The sequence below is a fragment of the Solobacterium moorei genome (assembly GCF_036323475.1).
Taxonomy (GTDB): Bacteria; Bacillota_I; Bacilli_A; order Erysipelotrichales; family Erysipelotrichaceae; genus Bulleidia; species Bulleidia moorei.
In genome coordinates this window covers 279,391-299,832 of sequence record NZ_AP028934.1, presented here as the reverse complement: position 1 = coordinate 299,832, position 20,442 = coordinate 279,391, and the positions used below count along the sequence as shown (strand labels likewise).

General features: G+C 38.3%; 19 protein-coding genes and 1 tRNA gene. 5 read left to right on the top strand and 15 right to left on the bottom strand.

The window, feature by feature from the left end; genetic code table 11:
* Positions 1-2 precede the first annotated feature (2 nt).
* From uvrB to RGT18_RS01395, 6 genes are all read right to left on the bottom strand, one after another.
* Positions 3-1,979, bottom strand: coding sequence for an excinuclease ABC subunit UvrB (gene uvrB, locus RGT18_RS01420; protein ID WP_028078267.1), 1,977 nt, complete (start codon positions 1,977-1,979; stop codon positions 3-5).
* Positions 1,972-3,513 carry a S41 family peptidase gene (locus tag RGT18_RS01415; RefSeq protein ID WP_028078268.1) on the bottom strand — a complete coding sequence of 514 codons (1,542 nt, stop codon included), beginning with the start codon at positions 3,511-3,513 and terminating at the stop codon, positions 1,972-1,974. Before RGT18_RS01415 ends, uvrB begins: the two co-directional genes overlap by 8 nt.
* 62 nt (positions 3,514-3,575) lie before the next feature.
* Positions 3,576-4,970: a murein hydrolase activator EnvC family protein gene (locus RGT18_RS01410; RefSeq protein ID WP_028078269.1), complete on the bottom strand. Its 1,395-nt coding sequence runs from the start codon at positions 4,968-4,970 to the stop codon at positions 3,576-3,578.
* Positions 4,967-5,860: a permease-like cell division protein FtsX gene (ftsX, locus tag RGT18_RS01405; RefSeq protein ID WP_028078270.1), complete on the bottom strand. Its 894-nt coding sequence runs from the start codon at positions 5,858-5,860 to the stop codon at positions 4,967-4,969. The genes RGT18_RS01410 and ftsX overlap by 4 nt, the downstream gene beginning before the upstream one ends.
* Entirely contained in the window at positions 5,853-6,542 is a 690-nt protein-coding gene (gene ftsE, locus RGT18_RS01400; protein WP_028078271.1) for a cell division ATP-binding protein FtsE, read from the bottom strand. The genes ftsX and ftsE overlap by 8 nt, the downstream gene beginning before the upstream one ends.
* 52 nt (positions 6,543-6,594) lie before the next feature.
* Positions 6,595-7,449, bottom strand: a complete 855-nt coding sequence (locus RGT18_RS01395; protein ID WP_028078272.1) for a YitT family protein — start codon at positions 7,447-7,449, stop codon at positions 6,595-6,597.
* A 43-nt stretch (positions 7,450-7,492) separates the two neighbouring features.
* Between RGT18_RS01395 and RGT18_RS01390 the strand changes: the two genes are divergently transcribed.
* Positions 7,493-7,936 (top strand): VanZ family protein, encoded by a 444-nt coding sequence (locus tag RGT18_RS01390; RefSeq protein ID WP_006526800.1) that lies wholly within the window; start codon positions 7,493-7,495, stop codon positions 7,934-7,936.
* A 15-nt stretch (positions 7,937-7,951) separates the two neighbouring features.
* On the opposite strand, the gene ybaK is transcribed toward RGT18_RS01390, so the two are convergent.
* Positions 7,952-8,434, bottom strand: a complete 483-nt coding sequence (ybaK, locus tag RGT18_RS01385; protein ID WP_028078273.1) for a Cys-tRNA(Pro) deacylase — start codon at positions 8,432-8,434, stop codon at positions 7,952-7,954.
* Positions 8,435-8,533: 99 nt separating this feature from the next.
* Between ybaK and RGT18_RS01380 the strand changes: the two genes are divergently transcribed.
* Positions 8,534-9,271, top strand: coding sequence for a tRNA threonylcarbamoyladenosine dehydratase (locus RGT18_RS01380; protein ID WP_028078274.1), 738 nt, complete (start codon positions 8,534-8,536; stop codon positions 9,269-9,271).
* Between the two features lie 16 nt (positions 9,272-9,287).
* On the opposite strand, the gene RGT18_RS01375 is transcribed toward RGT18_RS01380, so the two are convergent.
* Positions 9,288-9,734, bottom strand: a complete 447-nt coding sequence (locus tag RGT18_RS01375; RefSeq protein WP_037403979.1) for a GatB/YqeY domain-containing protein — start codon at positions 9,732-9,734, stop codon at positions 9,288-9,290.
* 108 nt (positions 9,735-9,842) lie between these two features.
* Here RGT18_RS01375 and RGT18_RS01370 point away from each other — a divergent pair, with 108 nt between their 5' ends.
* Both RGT18_RS01370 and RGT18_RS01365 read left to right on the top strand, forming a co-directional pair.
* On the top strand, positions 9,843-11,072 hold the full coding sequence (locus tag RGT18_RS01370; RefSeq protein WP_051241002.1) for an ATP-grasp domain-containing protein: 1,230 nt from the start codon (positions 9,843-9,845) through the stop codon (positions 11,070-11,072).
* Complete coding sequence (locus RGT18_RS01365) at positions 11,044-11,805, top strand: esterase family protein (protein ID WP_028078276.1); 762 nt, start codon at positions 11,044-11,046, stop codon at positions 11,803-11,805. Before RGT18_RS01370 ends, RGT18_RS01365 begins: the two co-directional genes overlap by 29 nt.
* A gap of 41 nt (positions 11,806-11,846) precedes the next feature.
* Here RGT18_RS01365 and RGT18_RS01360 read toward each other — a convergent pair whose 3' ends face one another.
* Positions 11,847-13,247 carry an ISNCY family transposase gene (locus tag RGT18_RS01360; RefSeq protein ID WP_338174834.1) on the bottom strand — a complete coding sequence of 467 codons (1,401 nt, stop codon included), beginning with the start codon at positions 13,245-13,247 and terminating at the stop codon, positions 11,847-11,849.
* 165 nt (positions 13,248-13,412) lie between these two features.
* Here RGT18_RS01360 and RGT18_RS01355 point away from each other — a divergent pair.
* Positions 13,413-13,496 (top strand) — tRNA-Leu (locus RGT18_RS01355).
* Positions 13,497-13,537: 41 nt separating this feature from the next.
* Here RGT18_RS01355 and RGT18_RS01350 read toward each other — a convergent pair.
* The 6 genes from RGT18_RS01350 to RGT18_RS01325 form a co-directional block, all read right to left on the bottom strand.
* Positions 13,538-14,530, bottom strand: a complete 993-nt coding sequence (locus RGT18_RS01350) for an ADP-ribosylglycohydrolase family protein (RefSeq protein ID WP_051240908.1) — start codon at positions 14,528-14,530, stop codon at positions 13,538-13,540.
* A complete protein-coding gene (locus RGT18_RS01345; RefSeq protein WP_037403542.1) occupies positions 14,531-15,943 on the bottom strand; it encodes a PTS transporter subunit EIIC in 1,413 nt (470 codons plus the stop codon).
* A 13-nt stretch (positions 15,944-15,956) separates the two neighbouring features.
* A complete protein-coding gene (gene licT / locus RGT18_RS01340; RefSeq protein WP_028077653.1) occupies positions 15,957-16,793 on the bottom strand; it encodes a BglG family transcription antiterminator LicT in 837 nt (278 codons plus the stop codon).
* A gap of 194 nt (positions 16,794-16,987) precedes the next feature.
* Entirely contained in the window at positions 16,988-18,685 is a 1,698-nt protein-coding gene (locus RGT18_RS01335; RefSeq protein WP_245580902.1) for a hypothetical protein, read from the bottom strand.
* 105 nt (positions 18,686-18,790) lie between these two features.
* Positions 18,791-19,255: a helix-turn-helix domain-containing protein gene (locus RGT18_RS01330; protein WP_051240909.1), complete on the bottom strand. Its 465-nt coding sequence runs from the start codon at positions 19,253-19,255 to the stop codon at positions 18,791-18,793.
* A 134-nt stretch (positions 19,256-19,389) separates the two neighbouring features.
* Positions 19,390-20,442, bottom strand: a complete 1,053-nt coding sequence (locus RGT18_RS01325) for a PTS fructose transporter subunit IIC (protein WP_028077655.1) — start codon at positions 20,440-20,442, stop codon at positions 19,390-19,392.

Genomic DNA, 20,442 nt, shown 5'->3' with positions numbered 1-20,442 from the left:
ATTTACTCCGATTTTAATTCAAAGAGAATATCACGAAGTTCAGCTGCTCTTTCAAAGTTTAGACTTGCGGCTGCTTCACGCATTTCAACTTCCATATATGCAATCAGTTTTGCCTTATCTTTCTGAGAAAGCTTCGCTTTCTTCTGCATGTATTTCGCAGCCATTTCTTTGGTTTCTTTACCATGGATGGCTTCTTCGACATTCTTCTTAACAGTTGTAGGTATGATGCCATGTTCTACGTTATACGCTTCCTGAATCTTACGACGACGTTCTGTTTCGTTAATTGCGTAACGCATGGAATCCGTCATGACATCTGCGTACATGTACACTTCACCATTCGCATTACGTGCAGCACGTCCAATTGTCTGAATCAAAGAACGATGGCTACGCAAGAAGCCTTCCTTGTCCGCATCCAAGATACATACCAAGGATACTTCAGGAATATCCAAGCCTTCCCGCAACAAGTTAATACCGACAATCGCATCTACTTTTCCCAAACGTAAATCACGGATGACTTCTGTACGTTCCAAAGTCTTGGTCTCATGGTGCAAATATGCAATCTTATAACCACGCTCTTTGAGATACGCTGTAAGATCCTCTGCCATGCGTACAGTTAAGGTTGTAATTAGCACACGTTCATTACGTTTGAGTCTAGCATCTAGCGCCTCACAGATATCGTCAATCTGTCCCTTGGTTGGCTTGACGGTAATCTTTGGATCGAGTAATCCAGTCGGACGAATAATCTGTTCTGTCACATGGTGATCAACGGCTTCTAGTTCAAAGTCACCAGGTGTTGCAGAACAATATATAACTTGATTCATCATCGTTTGAAATTCATCAAATTTCATCGGACGATTTTCTAGTGCCGATGGCAAGCGGAAGCCATACTCTACTAAGACCTCCTTACGTTGACGATCTCCGTTGTACATACCTCTTACCTGCGGTAAGGATACGTGCGATTCATCCACAAACAACAAGAAATCCTTCGGAAAGTAATCAAAGAGATTCCATGGACGCTGTCCTACTTTTCTACCATCAATATGCATAGAATAGTTCTCAATACCAGAACAGTACCCATTTTCTCTTAGCGCTTCTAAGTCAAAGCGTGTACGCTGTTCTAAGCGTTCTGCTTCGAGTGGTTTGCCCTTCTTACGGAAATACTCTAGACGATCTTCTAGTTCTGCTTCAATCGCATCACAAGCTCTTAACATCGTCTCCTTAGAACGAGCATAACCACTCGCTGGGAAGATGTTATAGAACTGGTATGCATTCATGGTTTTTCCTGTTAAAGGATCAATCTCTGTAATACGTTCAATCTTTTCACCAAACATCTCAATACGAATATTAAATTCATTTGTATAGGATGGTGTTAAATCAATAATGTCTCCACGTACACGTATCGTACCTCTTGTTTGGTCAACGTCGTTACGTGAATACTGTAGTTCAATCAAACGACGCATCAAATCATTACGGTCAATGCTTTCTCCTACACGTATCGTATAGAACATGTTCTTATACTCAACAGGATCACTAGCCGCATAGATACATGCGACGGATGCGACGACGATTGTATCTCTTCTTTCGAGAAGAGAATTCAAAGTAGACTCACGGAACATATCTAACTCTTCATTGATTGCAGCTGTCTTTTCAATATACATGTCACTCTTAGGCATGTATGCCTCAGGTTGATAATAGTCAAAATTTGATACGAAGAACTCTACACGATTGTGTGGGAATAGTTCTTTAAACTCTGAATATAGCTGACCAGCTAATGTCTTATTGTGTGAAAACACCAGTGTTGGTCGATTCATCTGTGCGATGATATTCGCCATAGTAAATGTCTTACCAGTACCAGTTGCCCCCTCTAGAACCTGCTCCTTCTTACCTGCATGCAGGCCAGCAACCAGTTCCGCAATCGCCTTCGGTTGGTCTCCTGTAGGCTTAAATGGCGATACAAGTTCAAACTTACGATCATCCATTTAAGATCTCCTGTGCTTTCTGTAGTTGAACATCATGTGTCTTTGTTGTATTCCAATCCAGTACCACAGCGCTATAGAGAGTACTGAATGTTTCCTTATCTAACACTCCATCTGCTTTAATACCTTTGTCTGTCTCAAACTGACGTAAGACGTCTTCTGTTTGAGATGAGAAATAACCGTCGGTACGACCAACGCTATACCCTAGGTAATCTAAACATAGTTGGGCAAACTTTACTGGTTCACCAACACTATCATAAGTGTAACGATCCGTATCATTCATCTTTGGTAAAGAGGTATACATCACTTCATGTAACTTCACTTCTACATCTGGTGTAATACCAACACCATTGACCCAAACATCATTTGGGGAAGTCCATTTTGAAGTTGTATATTTAAGTGCTGAACCATCTTTAAATACACGTGATACCTGTACTGTACCCTTACCGTAGGTCGTAACCCCAAGTACTGTTACATCTTTATGTTGTTCCTTGAGGGCCATCGTTAATACTTCAGAAGCACTTGCCGTATTCTTATTCACTAAAATGGAAATCTTCTTGATATTGTCATACATACCATCAGTTGTATAAATTTTTTCTGTTGTGCCATCCGCATAAACCTGCTTCATCGCAAGTGTATCCTTTGGCAAGAAATATGACGCAATCCCCTGTAATGCAGTCAGATATCCACCACCGTTATCACGTAAATCAATCACGATATTTGATACATTCGCATTCTTGAAATCATCTAGGTATGTCTTTACTTCATTGGTTGTGTTTTCACCAAACTGATAAATCTGTAAGTATCCTGTATTATCACTTAAAATCTCGCCAAACGCAGTCGCACTAACAGCTGCACGTGTAATTGTAATCTCAAGAGGTTGTTCCTGACGGATGAATTCAATCGTTACATCTGTACCACTATCACCCTGTACCAGATTCTTGATTTCTTCCGTCGTCTTCCCAGTCAATAATTCACCATTGACCTTATTCATGATGTCTCCAGCCTTTACACCTGCTTTATCCGCTGGTGAATTACGGAAGACACGATCGATAATATTGATTCCATTGGCTTGTAAGAACTGTACACCAATCCCTACATAATTACGGTTAATAGAATCCGTAAACTGCTTCATCTCATCAGCCGTCATGTATTCTGTATGCTTATCAACCTCATTGGTTGTAATACCCTTTAGAGCTTGGTCTGTTAATTTGGTATCAATATTTTCTACTTGGTCCGCAAAAAACCAATCATTCTCCATCACCTGTAAAACACCGCTGATTTTCTCATCAGAATTCAAAGGGAGATTATTCATCACGTTTTTACGCGCAGGAGCGAGCAAAGATAATGGTAGTACTGATCCAAGTAACCAACCACCAACTAAGGCTACCACCACAAACGCTATCATGAGGATACGTAGACGTTTTACCTTCCTCTGCTCTTGTTTTAAAGCCACTTCTTCTGGCCATAAATGACGACGGAAAGGAATACTATATACTTTTTCATCGTTCTGTAATTCTTCTTTGTTTTCGTCCATTTTACTGCCTCTATCTTTCCAAAAAGAGTCTCTATGAAAGAAGAGACTCCTTGATACTATTTTTAATAACCAAATACTTCTTCAGGTTGGATACGACATGGAGCACCAACGCCATCACTACAACGTCTTCCATATAAACCGTATCTTCCACCAGTCCAACCTGCGCCAAAGCTGACATCACCATTCCAGTTAGCAGCGTAGTACGCAAAGTTAGATGCATCTCCTAAGTAAAAGATTTCCACGTGACAGTGTGGCCCAGTTGTATTACCAGATGAACCTACCTGTCCAATCACGTCACCTGCATTTACAATCGTACCAGTCGCTGCTGGTGTATTTAATGTCATATGGAAGTAATCCACGCCATACAAGCTACCATTCACTGTTACAAGTAATATAACTTGGTTACCAGAATAGGAAGCACCACCAAATTGATATCCACAACTATCACCTAGATAACCAACTGTTGGACAGCCATTGACGCCTCTTAGTACGACACCATTGGCGACTGCACGAATTGTCGCACCATAACCAGCGGCAGCGTCATATCCCAAATGAATACTACCATCCGGATAAGACCAGGTACCAGCACTACGCCAACCGCCATCTACTGGATAAGTCCAACCATTTGTACTAGGAATCGCTTCAATTTGAGCAGTGATACCTGCCATTAACGCATTGTTTTGTGCAATATCAGAGTTCTTTGTCTCAATAGAACCGCGAAGTGCAGCTGCAGTCTTTTGCGCTGCTTCTTGGGCAATCTGAACATAAGTCTGTAACGTAATGAGTTCCTTTTGTTGGTCTTGTTTTTCCTTCTTTTGAATCTCTAGTTCATTCTTCGCAACAACAAGCTCTTCTTTTTGTTTGTTTAACGTTGCGATAATCTGAACAAGCTCACTCAAAGTCTTCTTATCGTATTGAGAAATTGTACTTAAACCATTCGCAATACGAATAAAATCTGTGAAGTTATTCGCACCCATCAAAATATCAATATATTGATTTGTACGCATGGTAGGTTGATTCAATACCATACGTGTCTTTACTTTATCTTGTAGTTTATCTGCCGTCTGTTGATTTTGATCAATCTCTGCCTGCTTATGATCAATTTCTTTCTGCTTTGCGTCAATTTCAGCTTCTTTCTGCGTGATTTCAGTTTGCTTTGTATCAATCTGAATCTGATACTCGGAGATCTTCGCCGCATACTTGGTGATATTGGCTTCCATGTCAGCCTTTTGAGCCTTCCAAGCCGCAATCTGTTGACTCATTTCCGCATTCTGAGACTCTAAGAAAGCCTTATACGCCTCACATGCACTAGCATCGTCTTTGCCGTAGTTTGTACAACGATTTAGCCAATATTCAGAGTTGGAGTAATCTTCATCCGCGATAACGGTACTCGATTGATTTCCAACCATAATTACAGCCATCAACAGGCATAAACATATCTTCGTTAATTTTTTCATCGCTTATCCCTCAAATACTTCGTTACAGAGAGCCAGCTTCCGAAAAGACCAACCAAAATACCAACTAACAACAAGATACCTGAAATATAGTATAAGAACGGGAACGCCTTCTCTAAACGGAACATATTAGAGATCAATACACCAGAGGTCTTTTCAAAAATCACAATGTAACCCCAAATCGTTAGACCAATCGGGATAATTGCGCCTAGAATACCTGTAATAATACCCTCCCAAAGGAAAGGAGCACGGATAAACCCGTTTGTCGCACCTACATGCTTCATGATTGTGATTTCATCCTTACGTGCATAAATTGTAAGTTTGATTGTATTTTGAATTAAGAAAATCGCAAGTAATGTTAACGCAGCTACTAAGATGCCACCAAAACGGCGAATAGATGACATCGCATCAACCATGTTCAAGGTACTTTGACCACCATAGTTGACACTATCGACACCGTTTATCTGACCAATCTTCTTAGCAATATCCTCAAGATTTGCGCCATTCTTTGTTTCTACGTAGTAGGCGTCATGCATAGGGTTATCTGCCTTAAATGGCTCAAACACCGCTCTTGTACGCTCATCTTCAAAACTGTTGATGTAATATTTTAGCTCATCATCTTTCGATGAATATGTTACCCTTTCAACCCCATCAATTGCAGCGATTGCCTTCTCAATCTGTTTTAAGCTAGAAGTGGATTCCGCATCATACGAAACCATAACGGAGATTTCAACAGAGGACTCTACGGAACGAGTAAATTGTTCTAAGTGATAACTTAATACCAAGAACAAACTAATAATCATTAGTGTTACCGTAACTGCAATTGCACTCGAAAGAGACATTGCCCAGTGTCTGCCAACACCACGGATACCTTCACGAATTGGTCTAATCATGACGAACATAACCTCCTTCGGAACGGTCAGCCACAATGTGCCCTTGTTCCAAAACAATCGTACGCTTACGATACTTATTTACAAGCGTAATATCATGGGTAACCATCACAACCGTTGTACTATAACGCTGATTGATTTCCTCTAGTAAGTCCATAATCTCATCTGATTTTGCTGGGTCCAAGTTACCAGTAGGCTCATCCGCAATCAAAACCTTAGGACGGTTGGCAATCGCACGTGCAATCGCTACACGCTGCTGCTGTCCACCAGATAATTCCTTTGGGAAAGAATTGCCCTTTTCACTTAAGCCCACGACTTTCATCACTTCAATTGTACGTTTGCGAATCTGTGCCTTTTTCATACCGATTACTTCTAAGGCATAAGCAATATTTTCAAATACTGTCAAATGTGGCAATAATTTATAATCCTGGAATACAACACCGATATTACGGCGATAGATAGGAATCTGACGTTTGGATAATTCACCAACATCAATACCGACAACTTTCACATTGCCTTTTGTACACATCTCTTCCGCATCCATCAGCTTAATCAACGTAGATTTACCAGAGCCAGTAGGTCCAATAACATAAACAAATTCGCCTTGATCAACTGATAAATTTATATCATACAGTGCATTCGTACCATTTTTATATCGTTTGTAAACATGGGTGCATTGAATCATAAGGGTACCTCCTTACTTGTAAAATCCTGCTCAATAATTTTATCACATTCTGTTAAATATTGGATGAAGCGTAGGTGAAACCTTCACCATGCATATCAGATGCATCATTTGTAATCACAAATGCTTTTGGATCAATTCGATTAATTAATGAAATCAAGCTTGCGTATTGACGTGTTGATACAACAACCAATACTATATTCTTCGTTTCACTGTTAAATCCACCACGACCATCTAAAATCGTAACACCACGATTGAGTTCCTGATAGATTCCATCTCGTAACTCTTCCCAATGACTGGAAATAATATGTACAGACTTGGCATTAGCACCTTGTCCAGCACTCAGCACCTTTCCAATCGCAAAGCCAGACGCAAATACGGACACAAGACCAAGTAATGCAGAATTAATGCCATACGCCGCAATACCTAGTCCAACCGTTAAAGTATCAATAATAATAACCAAAATCGAAATTTGTACACCTGTAAACTTATGTAAAATCAAGGCCGGTATATCCATACCTCCTGTACTTGACCCTGCTCTCATCACAATACCAATACCAGTACCGCCAAGAAGTCCTGCATATAAAGCAGCCAAAATCGGATCAACAGTGATCGGATTTGGAACCCTTATCAATAAGTTATTAAATACTGGATAGGCAAGTGAAGACAACATCGTTGTTAAGGCAAATTCCTTACCAAGGATAACTGCTCCTAAGATTAGGAAGCCAATCACCGCCGAGTTGGCAAATAGGGTCTTATCTATATGGAAGAATGGCTCAAAGGCAACCGCAAGACCAGCGACGCCACCGGAAAGGATATTGTACGGTAAAATAAAAAATTCTACTGACATAGACAATAAGGACGTTCCGGCTAAAACCATCAAAAAATTGATTACACTTTTCTTATTCATGGAAGGTATTATATCATAGGTACTACGATATGGAGAATGACTAATGAAAGATAACCGTATAAAAAACATAATCCTTTGGACTATCGTAATCGCATATACACTTTGGATATTTCATAACTCAGCACAAACCGGAAAAGTCTCCGCAAATCTGAGTCAAACATTGAGCTATCGCATCTATGATTGCTTGCAATTTCTACATTTCATGCCATTTCAATTATTCCATACACTCATCCGTAAATTTGCACATTTTAGCGAATACACTCTACTTGGCATCTTGGTATCGACTGTTAGTTCATATACCATCCAAGAGCGCAGACAGAGGCTAGTCATCATCCTATGGATGGTGTTAACACCGCTTATCGATGAAGGTATTCAATACTTCACGCCTGGAAGATCAGCCGAATTGCGTGACTGTTTCATCGACATGTGTGGATATAGCTTTGGATTTTTAATCATGTATCTCATAAACAAGTGGAAAACCAAATAGGTTCTCTACTTTTCTTTATTGTGTTAAACCTGCAACCTTACCTTCAGTAATCTTGATAATATCATCAGGCGCAATTTCAATCTGTGTACCAACCTTACCACCTGAGACAAGAATCGTATCAAACAATACGATCGTTTCATCATAGACTGTTACAAATAATTTCTTCATTCCAATTGGTGAACAACCACCATGTACATAACCGGTTGTCTTGAACAACTCCTTCTGTGGTAACATCGCCACACTCTTAACACCGACCGCACGTGCACAAGCCTTTAAATCTAGCTTCTCTTTCACTGGAATCACCAATACATAGTGATTGCCATCATCACCCTTCGTTACCAGTGTCTTAAAGACCTGTTCTGGATCTTCTCCACACTTTTGTGCGACAGAGACACCATCAATCAAATCATCACTGATATCATAGGTATGTTCCTGATACGTAATTCCTTCTGTATCCAAAATACGCATCACATTTGTCTTCACTTCTTTTTTTGCCATATTTTTGACCTCGCCACTATTTTACACCAATTTATAAACCATTGCAGATACGTTCCATCCATATTAAATTTACGTTACAATAAACTGCGAGGTATAACCATGATCAATCGTTTTTCTAGAACTCAACGCGTCATTGGAAGAGACGCACTACATAAAATACAACGAGCGCACGTCATCGTATTTGGCGTTGGTGGAGTTGGTAGTTACGCCATCGAGGCTTTAGCACGTAGTGGGATTGGTAAAATCGACATCGTCGACCATGATACGGTTTCACTCACCAATATTAACCGACAGCTCATCGCAACCGACGCAACCATCGACCAATACAAAGTAAATGTGATGAAAGAGCGCATCCACACAATCAGTCCAGATACTATCGTGAATGCTCTACCTATCTTCTATTTACCAGAAACCAAAGATCAGTTTGATCTTAGCCAATATGACTATATCATCGATGCTATCGATAACGTTACCGCTAAGATTGATTTAATCGTAACCGCAAAAAGCTTAGATGTTCCTATCATCTCTGCAATGGGATGTGGCAATCGCTTCGATCCAACGAAAGTCTGCGTAATGGATATCTACGCTACAAAAAATGATCCACTGGCAAAAGTCATGCGCCATGAATTACGTGTGCGTAACATCAAAGACTTACAAGTATGTTGCTCAACAGAAGCCCCAATCAAACCAATTGAATATTCCGATGAGGAACAAGAAAAAGCAGTGAAATGGAGTATTCCAGGTTCCACCGCCTTCGTTCCACCTGTTGCAGGTATTACATTAGCTGCCGAAGTTGTTCGACAAATTACAAATTTTGATCCAAACAATCGCAAGTAACGAAAGTTACTTGTTTTTAATGCAAGATTGTGCTGAGAATACGGTTAACAGTCTTACCGTCCGTTTGACCCTTGTACTTATCAAGAATCTCCCTCATCACAGGACCTTGATTACGTTTCAGAGGCTCTAAGCCCTTCTCTTGCAAGATTCCTTCGATGATTTGCTGAATCTCTTCTTCTGTTAACTGCTTTGGTAAGTAAGAAGAAAGTAATGCCAGCTTCTTTTGTGCCTCCTCCTTTAAATCTGCACGATTTTCAGGAATACTCTCAATCGTTTCATTTGTCTGTTTGATTTCACGTTGAATATACGCTAGCTCATCATTCTTCTCTAACGTATGACCAGCTTCCTTCTCCGCAAGTGTAATTGCGGAAATCACAAGGCTCAATACACCCTTAGTCAGAGTGTCATGTTCCTTCATTGCCTTCATATTATCTTTTCGTAATTGTACTAATAGCTCGCCCATTATAAATACCTCCTGTTACTATTATAAACTTTCTAGCGAAAAAGTATGTGCCTTCTTCATCTTTATACTCTAAAATATGTTAAAATCATCACGAAGCAGGTGAATATTATGCAAAAAAACTTTATCTTTATTTCCCCTAATTTTCCTAAGACATATTATCAATTCCCACTCGCTTGGAAACAATTAGGTGGTCGTTCCCTCGCAATCAGTGATGCAAATTATAACTCTTTAAGCGACGTACAAAAGTCAGCTTTTGATGATTACTATCAAGTAAGTTCTCTAGAAAACTATGATGAGGTATATCGTGCAGTCGCATGGTTTGCGCATCGTTATGGCAAAATTGACTGGCTAGAGTCCAATAATGAGTATTGGTTATTTCAAGACGCAAAACTACGTCAGGACTTTAATATTACCACCGGTGATAAAGCAGATGATGTTGTGCACTATAAGCTAAAATCTGAAATGAAGGCATACTATCACAAGGCAAATGTACCAACCGCACGCTATCACATCGTATCCACTTTAGAAGCTGGTAAAGAATTCATCTCTAAAGTAGGCTATCCTGTTGTTGTAAAGCCAAACAATGGTGTAGGTTCTAGTGCAACTTGGAAGATTTGCAATGATGGCGAACTAGAAGACTTCTATAAAATCCAAATGCCACATGAATATATCATGGAAGAATATGTTCCAGGATATATCCTGTCATTCGATGGCATTGTAGACGAAAACAACAAAATCGTTTATCGTACATGCCACATATTTCCAAACCCAGTCATGGAAATCGTAAACGGGAAGACAGATTGTGTATTTTGGAATGAAATTGACATACCAAAAGATCTAAACCAGATGGGTGAACGACTCATCCACGCCTTCGATCTTCGCTCACGCTTCTTCCATACAGAGTACTTCCGTATGACAGAAGATAAAGAAGGACTTGGTAAGAAAGGTGATTTAATCGGTCTAGAAGTAAACATGCGTCCACCAGGTGGATACATGACAGACATGATCAACTACTCGCAAGATATTAACATCTACATGATCTATGCAAAAATGTGCATGCATGTACAGAATATGGTATCGCCACATCCTATCTATCACTGTGTATATGTAGGTTTGCGTGACGGTAGCCATTACGCACATTCCGGCCTTGAAATCTTCCAACGCTTTGGCGCAAACATCGTCATGCATGAAAGAATGCCACAGGTGCTAGATGCAGCGATGGGTAATGAATTCTACGTTGCCCGCTTTAAAACAATGAAGGAACTACATGAGTTTGTTGATTTTGTGACGGAAAAGGAAGTGAAGCCACATGCAGATAAACTACCACAAGAGCTATAGTAATTATCTAAACCGAGAAATGGAATTCAAGGTTTTTGGTCATGCAGGCATTTTACTACTTGCCTTTCCATCACAAGATGGAAGATTCTACGACTATGAAAACCGTAACCTAATCCAATCCATTTCCTATCAAATTGATCAAGGAAAAGTCATGGTACTATGCTGTGATTCCATTGATGGAGAATCTTGGTCTGCAGAATGGAAAAACATCAATGATCGCATCAGTGCGCACGAAGCATATTTCAATTACATTTACCAAGAGCTCTTACCACTATTCCGTGACTTATATCCAAGCCAAAGAGAAAGTAAAGTCTACACAACCGGGTGCTCACTAGGTGCTTATCACGCACTCAATATCTTGTTTCGTATGCCGGACTTATTTGCAGGATGTATTTGTTTATCTGGTGTATATAGTACCTACCCATTCTTTGGCTCCTACAGCGACGAAATCATCTATCAAAATTCCCCAAACGACTTCATCAATGGTATGCACTATGATCATCCATACGTTGAAAAATACCGTCAGAAACAGATTTATATCTGTTGTGGACAGGGCGCTTGGGAACATCCAATGTTAGAGGACACCCGTCGCTTAGAAGAACTACTTAAATATAAGAATATCCCTGCTCATGTAGAGTACTGGGGATTCGACGTCAGCCACGATTGGCCATGGTGGGAGAAGCAATTCCCATACTATGTGAACCAGTTAATTAACGCGCAATCAGCGAATTAATCATTTTATGCTGTCAACCAAAAATGAAAATGTCTTAAAAATTAACGAACATTAGCGGAGCTATAATAGTTCTGCTTTTTTGTAAATAATTGATATGAATACTTCCTCCAAGGGTGAGATATCGGCGGAATATATACTTTCTTTTTCTCAGGAGTTTCAATGATATTATCGAACTCACCCGAATTTTCTTCAAACACTTGTACTTCTTCTAAGATGTATAGTGTATCCATCGCATTGACAAAGATCTTTTGATCAAATGATTCAATAACCAATACCTCCATCTTAGGTCTTAGTGGAATTCTATTGTGTTCCTTGTCATAGGCCATCCAATACTTGTTTTTGAACTTGATACAGTTGCCTTGATCGACTATTCTCGATGAAATGATTGCCAATGTTTGATTGATTGTTTCTATATCTGGTTGTACTTCAAATACAGAATTGGTACTATTCAAGTGTAGGGCGAACCTTGCATTGAATTCCTTTAGGTAGGATTTTAGGAACTTATTCGCGTCCGCCATACAAGTAATACGAGCACGTCTAAGTTCAACTGGCAAACGTGATTGGAAAGTCTGGTTGAGACGTTCGATGCGTCCTTTGGCTTGTGCGATGCTCGTTGTTTTGATTTCGACACCAAGGTTATGGCAGGCGTAGGAGAACTGTGTGAAGGTATCCTCGTCGTCGAAGGCCTTGGTTTTCTTTCTGTATTCAAATACGGTTCGTTTATCCGTATAGAATAGAGCGGGTATGCCATAGTCGACTAGTATCTGATGGAAAACGTTGTAATAGCCACATAGGGTCTCCTGTATATCAAAGTAGGCTCCAACAGCAGTACCGGTCGCATCATCTACAGCTAGGTGTAGATGCCATATCTCGCCAGGAATCCATTCGTAGCTTGAAGCGTCCATTTGAATCATCTCTCCCATATATTTGGATCTAGATCTTCGTGAATGAGGCGTATCATCTTCAATTGATTCGATTTGTTCATTGATTGCGTTTCTGGCCTTTGTAGATGTTGTTTGGTCTAATCGTTTTGTCAAACGTTCCTTTAATTGTTTCTTGGTTTTTCGATGGGCCTTTGGGGACAAGACATCGTGTTCTGATAACCAGTTTCTAATAGTGGTGTCACTGATGGAGATGCCGAGGTCCATCTGGACGATTTCACTGAAATGAGTGATGTTGGCATCAAGATACTCGTTAAGATAGAGTTCAATGATTTTGTTTTTCGTTTCCAGTGAGAATGTGTTTGATGGTAATCGTCCACGATTACCATGTGAAAATGAGGATTTGCCTTCAGACTTATAACGTGTAATCAGGCGGTTGATAGTACGAATAGAACAATTTAGTTTTAATGCCGCACGGCGTTTATTGCCAGAATGATCAACCAGTTCTTTAATAATGTTGTATTTGTTTTCTTCCATAGGGGTTAATATAATCTTTTTCATATTCAATCCAATCTAATGGAATGAATCATAACAATTCCTTTCTATAAATGGGGCATTTTCCCTTTCGGTTCATTAAGACAATATCAACTTCGATTCAGAGCAATCAGCGAATTAATCATTTTATGCTTTTCATCGTCTAACTATTCTGCTATTATTATCTAGCACGCGGATATGGCGGAACTGGCAGACGCGCTAGATTTAGGATCTAGTTCCTTCGGAGTGCAGGTTCGATTCCTGTTATCCGCACCATTGAAAAGGACTTCAATATCATATTGGAGTCCTTTTAATACTTATTTAAATACTTTTTCTAATCCATCTACATATGCTTTAAAATTAATTCCATTGACTTCCTCAATGTGTTTGATATCTAAACTATTAAATTCCGGATGAAACGCTCCACAGATAGCAGTGGATATAGAACCAATCGTATCACTATCCCCTGCAATATTGGCTGATAACCAAGCAGACTTCATAGGATTTCCTTTACTCAGGACAATCATCGTAAATACAGCCGGAATTGTTTCAATTGTCTCAAAGCCAACACCATACACTGTCTCAAGCTTCTCAAGAACCTCTTTCTCAGATAATGTCATAATATCTTGTTGAACTAAATCAAGTCTCTTTAACAACGATGGTGATGGGAGTTGATTTCCATGTTTCATTCCCTCTTCAATTGCTCGTTTTGTTAGTGTCCAAATTTCTTCTTCATCATATTCATGTCGCAAAGCATAACTAGATAGAGTTGCGACAACACTCGCACCTGCAATCGCAATACTTGTATTGTGTGTTGGGAGGCATAGTTTACAAACATCATCTACTAAACCTTCTATGTCATGATAATCATGCAAAATCCCGAGTGGACTAACTTTCATGGCAGAGCCATTTGTTGTTCCATATTTTCCAGATTCTACATAACTTTTACCAACGCGTAATAAATCAAGAGCTTTTGAAGTAGACGGCCCAATTTGACTAGCATTCTTTTCTGGATTTTCGTCTGCCCATCGCATCAATTTATGAAGGTATAATTCCGTATCAAATTGTCCTTCTTCAATGATTGAATCACATACCAGTAAGGTATTAACAGTATCATCCGTTACCTCACCTGCTTTGAATTTTCGTTTGAAGAAATCATTCTTTGAAGATGGTAATAATGCATGGATACCATCAGGGAATGTTTCGTCCAATATCTTTCGGCACATCATTTCAGATGGCATACCCATCGCATCACCGTAAGCACAGCCAAAAAGCAAACCATATATTTTATCTCTGCGAGATAAACTCATTTATTTCACTTCCTTTGCATCTTGATATGTAACAAATGTAAGTGTGAATGTTACTAGCATCGCAGCAATACATGCAATAACTGCCCAAACTAGTCCTCCGATACCCTGAGCATTTGGATTAATAAATGACATAACACCTGTTACACCCATACTAATCGCATACATTGGAGAATTTGATAAAGCCAAGATTAAACCACCTACTAATCCACCAATCATGCAGAAGCCAAAACGCTTCTTAACTGGTAATGTAACGCCGTAAATAGAAGGCTCAATAATGCAGAAGCATGCGCTCAAGAATGCAGGTAATGCAATATTCTTTGTCTTAATATCTTTACTCTTTAGGAATACTGCAAAGCAAGCTGCCATATGTGCAAAGCTTGCAGGAAAGATTGAAGCTACAATGAGTGAATTTCCTAATGAGCCGAATTCCATAATTCCCAAAGTAATTAATGGCCAATGTAAACCAAAAATAACCAATGGTTGATAAATCAGTGTAATTACTGCAAACGCTAAAATCTTAGAAGTTGAAATCAAACTGTTTAATCCAGCCTGCAATAAGTTCTGGATAATCATTGAGATTGGCCCAACTAATAATACACCTACGATTCCCGCAAAAAGAATTGTAAAGAAAGGAACCATGAACTGTCTTGTTACACGTGGTAATACTTCTTTTAAAATCTTTTCAATCTTAGAAGCCAAGAAGTTTACCATCATAATAGGAATAACTGTTGATGTATATCCTGTTGCAGGGAAAATAATTGGAATTCCTAAGAAAGTTTTGAATACAGGCATTTCTAATGGGGTACCTGCAAACAGTGTAAATAATGGGTCTCCTGCATTGATTGTCTGTGCTATACCAGGATAAATCATAAACGCACCCAGAATCATACCGATAAATGGATCCATACCAAATGCAGTTGCACTAGTATAGCCTAAAATAACTGGGAAGAACGTTAAGCATGCATTACCCAAGCTAGATAATAGGATATTTGTGCCATCCCCACTCGTAATCACACCAGTTGATAGCAGAATTGAATTAACACCTGCAATGATTCCACAAGCACATAAAACACCTAATGATGGAACCACAATTTTCGTAATCAATGCCGCAAAGCGATTTAGAACATTTTTGTCTTTTATCTCTTCTTGTGGAACTTCCTCTGCCACATGTACAAGTTTAATAAACTCTTCGTAAACATCTCCTACTTGTGTGCCAATAATCACTTGTAGTTTTCCTTCTGCAACCTGGGTAGAAATGATACCTGGATGATTATCTAGATTTGTACGATTCGCCTTTGTATTATCTTTTAACTTTAAACGCAATCTTGTCATGCAGTGCGTAGCAGACTCTACATTCTCCTTTCCACCTACATTTTCTAGAATAAACTGTGCTAATTTTTGATTCTCATTCATATCGATTCCCCTTTCATGATATTGATCTTTGAATATGAATTATTAAATATGTTAATTCCTCATTACCAATTTCCACTTCATATTTTGCATGTATAAATTGTTTAATATTTATAGCACATAAGTAAGCGTCTTTATATGCTTCCTTTAACATATTCAAAAGAACTTCATTCTTATCATCACTCCCAAATTCTTGATGTGTAACAATGTTTCTTGCAAAATACTTTAAGTGACTAATTAGTCTAAAATATACCAATGATTTTTCATCAATTTCCACATTGAAGTAATTCGATATAATTTTCAATATCTCATCGATGATGATAGTGACCTTCCTAACATTTGCAGTACCGATTCCATTTTCAGTTTCAGCATTGACGATATGCATCGCAATAAAACCAGCTTCATCTACCGGCAGTGCTACGCCTGTTTCCTCGGATATAATCTGAACTCCTTGCATTCCAAGTTCATATTCATCTGAATAAAAATGCGATATTTCAGTTAATAAATCATTACGTACATATATTCCATCCGCATAATTCTTTAATGCGTAATGCACATGATCACAAAGTGAAACATATAACATATCACTGAATTTCTTTGTTAAAGATAAACGTATATTTTGGATAATTCTATCCACGATATTGATTTCACTTAACGGCAAAGAAACCAATACCTTCTGTAGGTTGAGATTCAAATCATTAGAAGATAAAAAGAACTGTTTCTCGACTAATGCACTATTAATGGAATCTCCAGCTTTATGCTGAAAACAAATTCCTTTTCCAATCACAATTACTTCATTACCATTATCATCAATGACTGCAGTATTATTGTTTAGTATTTTCTTGATTTTCATAGTCCCTCTCAACAAAAAACTCGTCTCAAAAAATATACAAACCGTATAATTTAATGAAAACGAGTTAAGCTCAATCATGATAACTTCCTCATTGATATTTCTATTAAAATATTACTCAAAGAATACTGTAAAGTCAATGAAACTTAAGTCATGCTTGAAAATTAAATAACTTTTAGAAGAATAAGAGGTCCCTCTTACTTATAAAGATAATATGTGCCATCCGTCTTGATTGTAATCTTATCACCAGCATTTACAGTGATCATCTTAATTACATCAGCGTACTTTGCCTTATATATCATTTGATCTGTATCAATGATATAAAGATAGGTATTACCACCAATATCAATCTTTTCAAGCTTCGCCACTGTAATTTCCTTCTCTTTATAGTTAGAAGTATCTACAGCATCAGCAACTTCTTGGTTTGCTTGTTCTGTACTGATTTCACCCTTGAGTAGTCTGCGATACTGTTCGATTGCGTCCTTTTGGTTATACGCTGTAACAACCATGTTATACTGCTCAACATTGACACAAGCATACATCTTCACCAAACCATTATCATCCTTTAATACCATGATATATGTCGGTGTACCATCTACATTGATTAATGATGGGAAGGATGCGTGATAACCCTTCTCCTGCACTTCGCCTTCAGCCGAATGCATTCCACTGCCTTCGTCTGCGCCAGAAGCTAGGATGAACTTAGTTTCAGATGTACGTTCATTTGCCATAATGAATCCAATATTACTTGAATCACCATTTACAGAGGTTACACCTGTATAAATCCAAATATCTCCATCTTTCGCAATATATCCATAGTCTGTACGATAACTCTTATCACCATCTTCATTCTTAATTTCTACGGTTGTAGTCTGTCTACAATCAATCTGGCCGAAGATGCTATTCAAGAATCCGCGGTGCAATTTGGCAGAGTCGTTATACTGCTCAACAATCAAATTTCCTGGATAAATAATATCTACCCAACGAGGAACATCCTTTACATCAAGCTTGGTCATTGTGCCATCAATTGGATTGATTAAGATAGCACCTGTAATCTTCGTACCACCAAATAGGGAAATACTATTTGTATAAGTAGAAGCGATATACCAAGGATTACCTTCTTCATCAATTTCGAAATGAAGATTTGTAAACATTGTTGTTGGATATGCAAAACGAATATGTCTTCCTAGATTCTCGTTAAAATAAGCACTAGGGACATACTTCATCTTGTTAGTCATCGCAACATATTCCGCATCCATTGTGACCGGATTTACTTTTACATAACCCGGAATTCCATTTTTATGGTTTCCAAACCACTTAAAGAATCTATCATATTGTAAAGGTGCCACCTTGATTGGACTTTTTTGATAGTCAATCTGCATGTACTCGCCAACATTAAACTGCGAGACAACATCACTTAAGGAACCAATCTTACGATCCCCAAGTTTCTCTGCACTTGCGGTATCCATTAACGCAATAGAACTTGTCCCACTGACAGATGGAATATCTTCTGTACTACCTTCATCTACTTTTAAAATAGATGAATATCCCTTCGCGTGGAATAAGCGCATACTTGTAATACTACCTAGCACCATGCATACAAGGAGAACAGACTCTGCAATTGCAATCTTCTTAACATTTTCCTTTTCTTTTCTAATAGAGAATACTAGTGCTTGTACTACAAAGTATACTGCACCAATCCCTAGTAAGAATCCCCAAAATCGAATACTCTTAAGGTTAATTGCTGGTAAGAAAAAGTAGAAGCCAATACATGCGATAACAAGTGTAATAACAACTCCTATCACATAGCTCATCACAGTATTATTCTTTAAATTCTCTTGTCGAAACTTCATTCTACTAAACTGATTAAACTGTGGGTTCTTTTGTACATTCATTATTTCATCCCCTTTTTTATACATGCATTATATCTTGTAACATCCATTTATCATTTTACGAATATTACGAAAAACATCTTTAATTTTAGCAATTATTACGAAATATTAGTTTTTATCAATATAATGTTCGATCCAAAGCTGTAAAGAATGGATTGTTTCCTCCATTTGTTTCAGTTGATCTTGGATTAGTTTAAAATCGCGAATTTCCTTATCATCGATTTTCCCATCCACTGTCATTTCAATTAATCTTACTTTCTTTTCATCTAAAGATTGCAAAGTCGCAAGCATCTCCAACACAATCTGAGATAAGTTCTTCTCTTTGACAACCTTCATCCCTCGCTTGATTCCAACTGGGCATTCTGTTGCACAGAATGTACTACACAGTTCTTTATCCTTATAGATTTCCGCAAGCTTCACAACTTCTTCAGGATGAATTTCAAGCTTACCAGTTTCAATCTTCTCTAGACGACTCTCATTGAAAAAACCATCTGATAAGTCTGCTACTTTATTTCTTGTTAGTTTCAGCTTCATACGAGCTTCTTGAAACATACTTTTTCCTTTATTTTCCATAATGACTACCCTCTATAACTTATTTAAGTATAGATGATGTTTCCCATGCGTTACAACAATATAAAAACTACCTACTTTCAAGTAATACTCTTAAGTAGGTAGCATCGTGTAAGTTTAGGTGAAGAAGTTTTTAATTATTTTGATTCTGTATTTTCTGTAGCATCTTTACGTAGTAGTCCTAGAACTACAGCAGTTGCTAAGGAGCCTACTAAAATTGCAACAATAAATAAGATTCGTCCTGATACTACTGGTAAAACAATAAATCCACCATGTGGTACTGGGCACTCTACTTTTCCAAATAAAGCAATAATCGCACCAACGATACCACCAATAATTGTTGCCGGGTATACAGACTTAGGATCTTTTAATGCATATGGAATTGCACCTTCTGTAATTCCTAAGCATCCCATAATACCCACTGCCTTTGCATTATCCCTATCTTCTTCACTAAATTTCTTTTTGAAAAGAATAGTTGCCAAGAAAATGCCAATAGGTGGAACTGCTACTAACACACGGAAAATTCCATTTGGCCAGAATACGCCTTCATTGATTAAAGCCAATGTGAACATAGATACTGTCTTTGTTACTGGTCCACCAAAATCAATCTCAGCAACTGCGCCCATCAATATAGCCAAACCAATAGCATTTGTAGTTGATAGACCTGTCATGAATTTTAATAATGCATTTACTAAAATAGCAATTGGATATCCAATTACAAAATAATAAATTAACCCTAGTCCCAAAACAGTAAGTACTGGAATAATGATAATTGGCATCACAGAACGGAGCGACTTACCAACATTCCATGATTTCATCCACTTAACTACATAACCGCTTAAGATACCTAAAATCATTGCTCCTAAGAAACCAGTTTTTACATCTGTACCATTAATGCTTACGGCATTATTTGCCATGAAACCTAAAATAAATCCTGGAGTTAAGCCCGGTTTACCAGCCATAGAATATGCAATGTATGCCGAGAAAACCGGAATCATCATTGCCATTCCTGCTTTACCTAGAGTATTTAAAAATTTTAATATGTCATTTGCCGGAACAAGTCCAGTAGGTGTTTGCTGTGCGCCTAATAGTGATACCGCCAATATCACACCACCAGCCACAACAATTGGCATCATAAATGATACGCCACTTAGTAATGCCTTCTGTACATCTTTTAATACTTGCTTCAT

Excerpts from the sequence above, each read along its gene's own strand:
- RGT18_RS01375 (WP_037403979.1), bottom strand. The coding sequence starts at position 9,734 with ATGGGCGAGCTATTAGTACAATTACGAAAAGATAATATGAAGGCAATG.
- RGT18_RS01360 (WP_338174834.1), bottom strand. The coding sequence starts at position 13,247 with ATGAAAAAGATTATATTAACCCCTATGGAAGAAAACAAATACAACATT.
- ybaK (WP_028078273.1), bottom strand. The coding sequence starts at position 8,434 with ATGGCAAAAAAAGAAGTGAAGACAAATGTGATGCGTATTTTGGATACA.
- licT (WP_028077653.1), bottom strand. The coding sequence starts at position 16,793 with ATGAAAATCAAGAAAATACTAAACAATAATACTGCAGTCATTGATGAT.
- RGT18_RS01335 (WP_245580902.1), bottom strand. The coding sequence starts at position 18,685 with ATGAATGTACAAAAGAACCCACAGTTTAATCAGTTTAGTAGAATGAAG.
- RGT18_RS01365 (WP_028078276.1), top strand. The coding sequence starts at position 11,044 with ATGCAGATAAACTACCACAAGAGCTATAGTAATTATCTAAACCGAGAA.
- RGT18_RS01330 (WP_051240909.1), bottom strand. The coding sequence starts at position 19,255 with ATGGAAAATAAAGGAAAAAGTATGTTTCAAGAAGCTCGTATGAAGCTG.
- RGT18_RS01345 (WP_037403542.1), bottom strand. The coding sequence starts at position 15,943 with ATGAATGAGAATCAAAAATTAGCACAGTTTATTCTAGAAAATGTAGGT.
- RGT18_RS01410 (WP_028078269.1), bottom strand. The coding sequence starts at position 4,970 with ATGAAAAAATTAACGAAGATATGTTTATGCCTGTTGATGGCTGTAATT.
- RGT18_RS01325 (WP_028077655.1), bottom strand. The coding sequence starts at position 20,442 with ATGAAGCAAGTATTAAAAGATGTACAGAAGGCATTACTAAGTGGCGTA.
- ftsX (WP_028078270.1), bottom strand. The coding sequence starts at position 5,860 with ATGATTAGACCAATTCGTGAAGGTATCCGTGGTGTTGGCAGACACTGG.
- RGT18_RS01350 (WP_051240908.1), bottom strand. The coding sequence starts at position 14,530 with ATGAGTTTATCTCGCAGAGATAAAATATATGGTTTGCTTTTTGGCTGT.
- ftsE (WP_028078271.1), bottom strand. The coding sequence starts at position 6,542 with ATGATTCAATGCACCCATGTTTACAAACGATATAAAAATGGTACGAAT.
- RGT18_RS01380 (WP_028078274.1), top strand. The coding sequence starts at position 8,534 with ATGATCAATCGTTTTTCTAGAACTCAACGCGTCATTGGAAGAGACGCA.
- RGT18_RS01395 (WP_028078272.1), bottom strand. The coding sequence starts at position 7,449 with ATGAATAAGAAAAGTGTAATCAATTTTTTGATGGTTTTAGCCGGAACG.
- RGT18_RS01370 (WP_051241002.1), top strand. The coding sequence starts at position 9,843 with ATGCAAAAAAACTTTATCTTTATTTCCCCTAATTTTCCTAAGACATAT.
- RGT18_RS01390 (WP_006526800.1), top strand. The coding sequence starts at position 7,493 with ATGAAAGATAACCGTATAAAAAACATAATCCTTTGGACTATCGTAATC.
- uvrB (WP_028078267.1), bottom strand. The coding sequence starts at position 1,979 with ATGGATGATCGTAAGTTTGAACTTGTATCGCCATTTAAGCCTACAGGA.
- RGT18_RS01415 (WP_028078268.1), bottom strand. The coding sequence starts at position 3,513 with ATGGACGAAAACAAAGAAGAATTACAGAACGATGAAAAAGTATATAGT.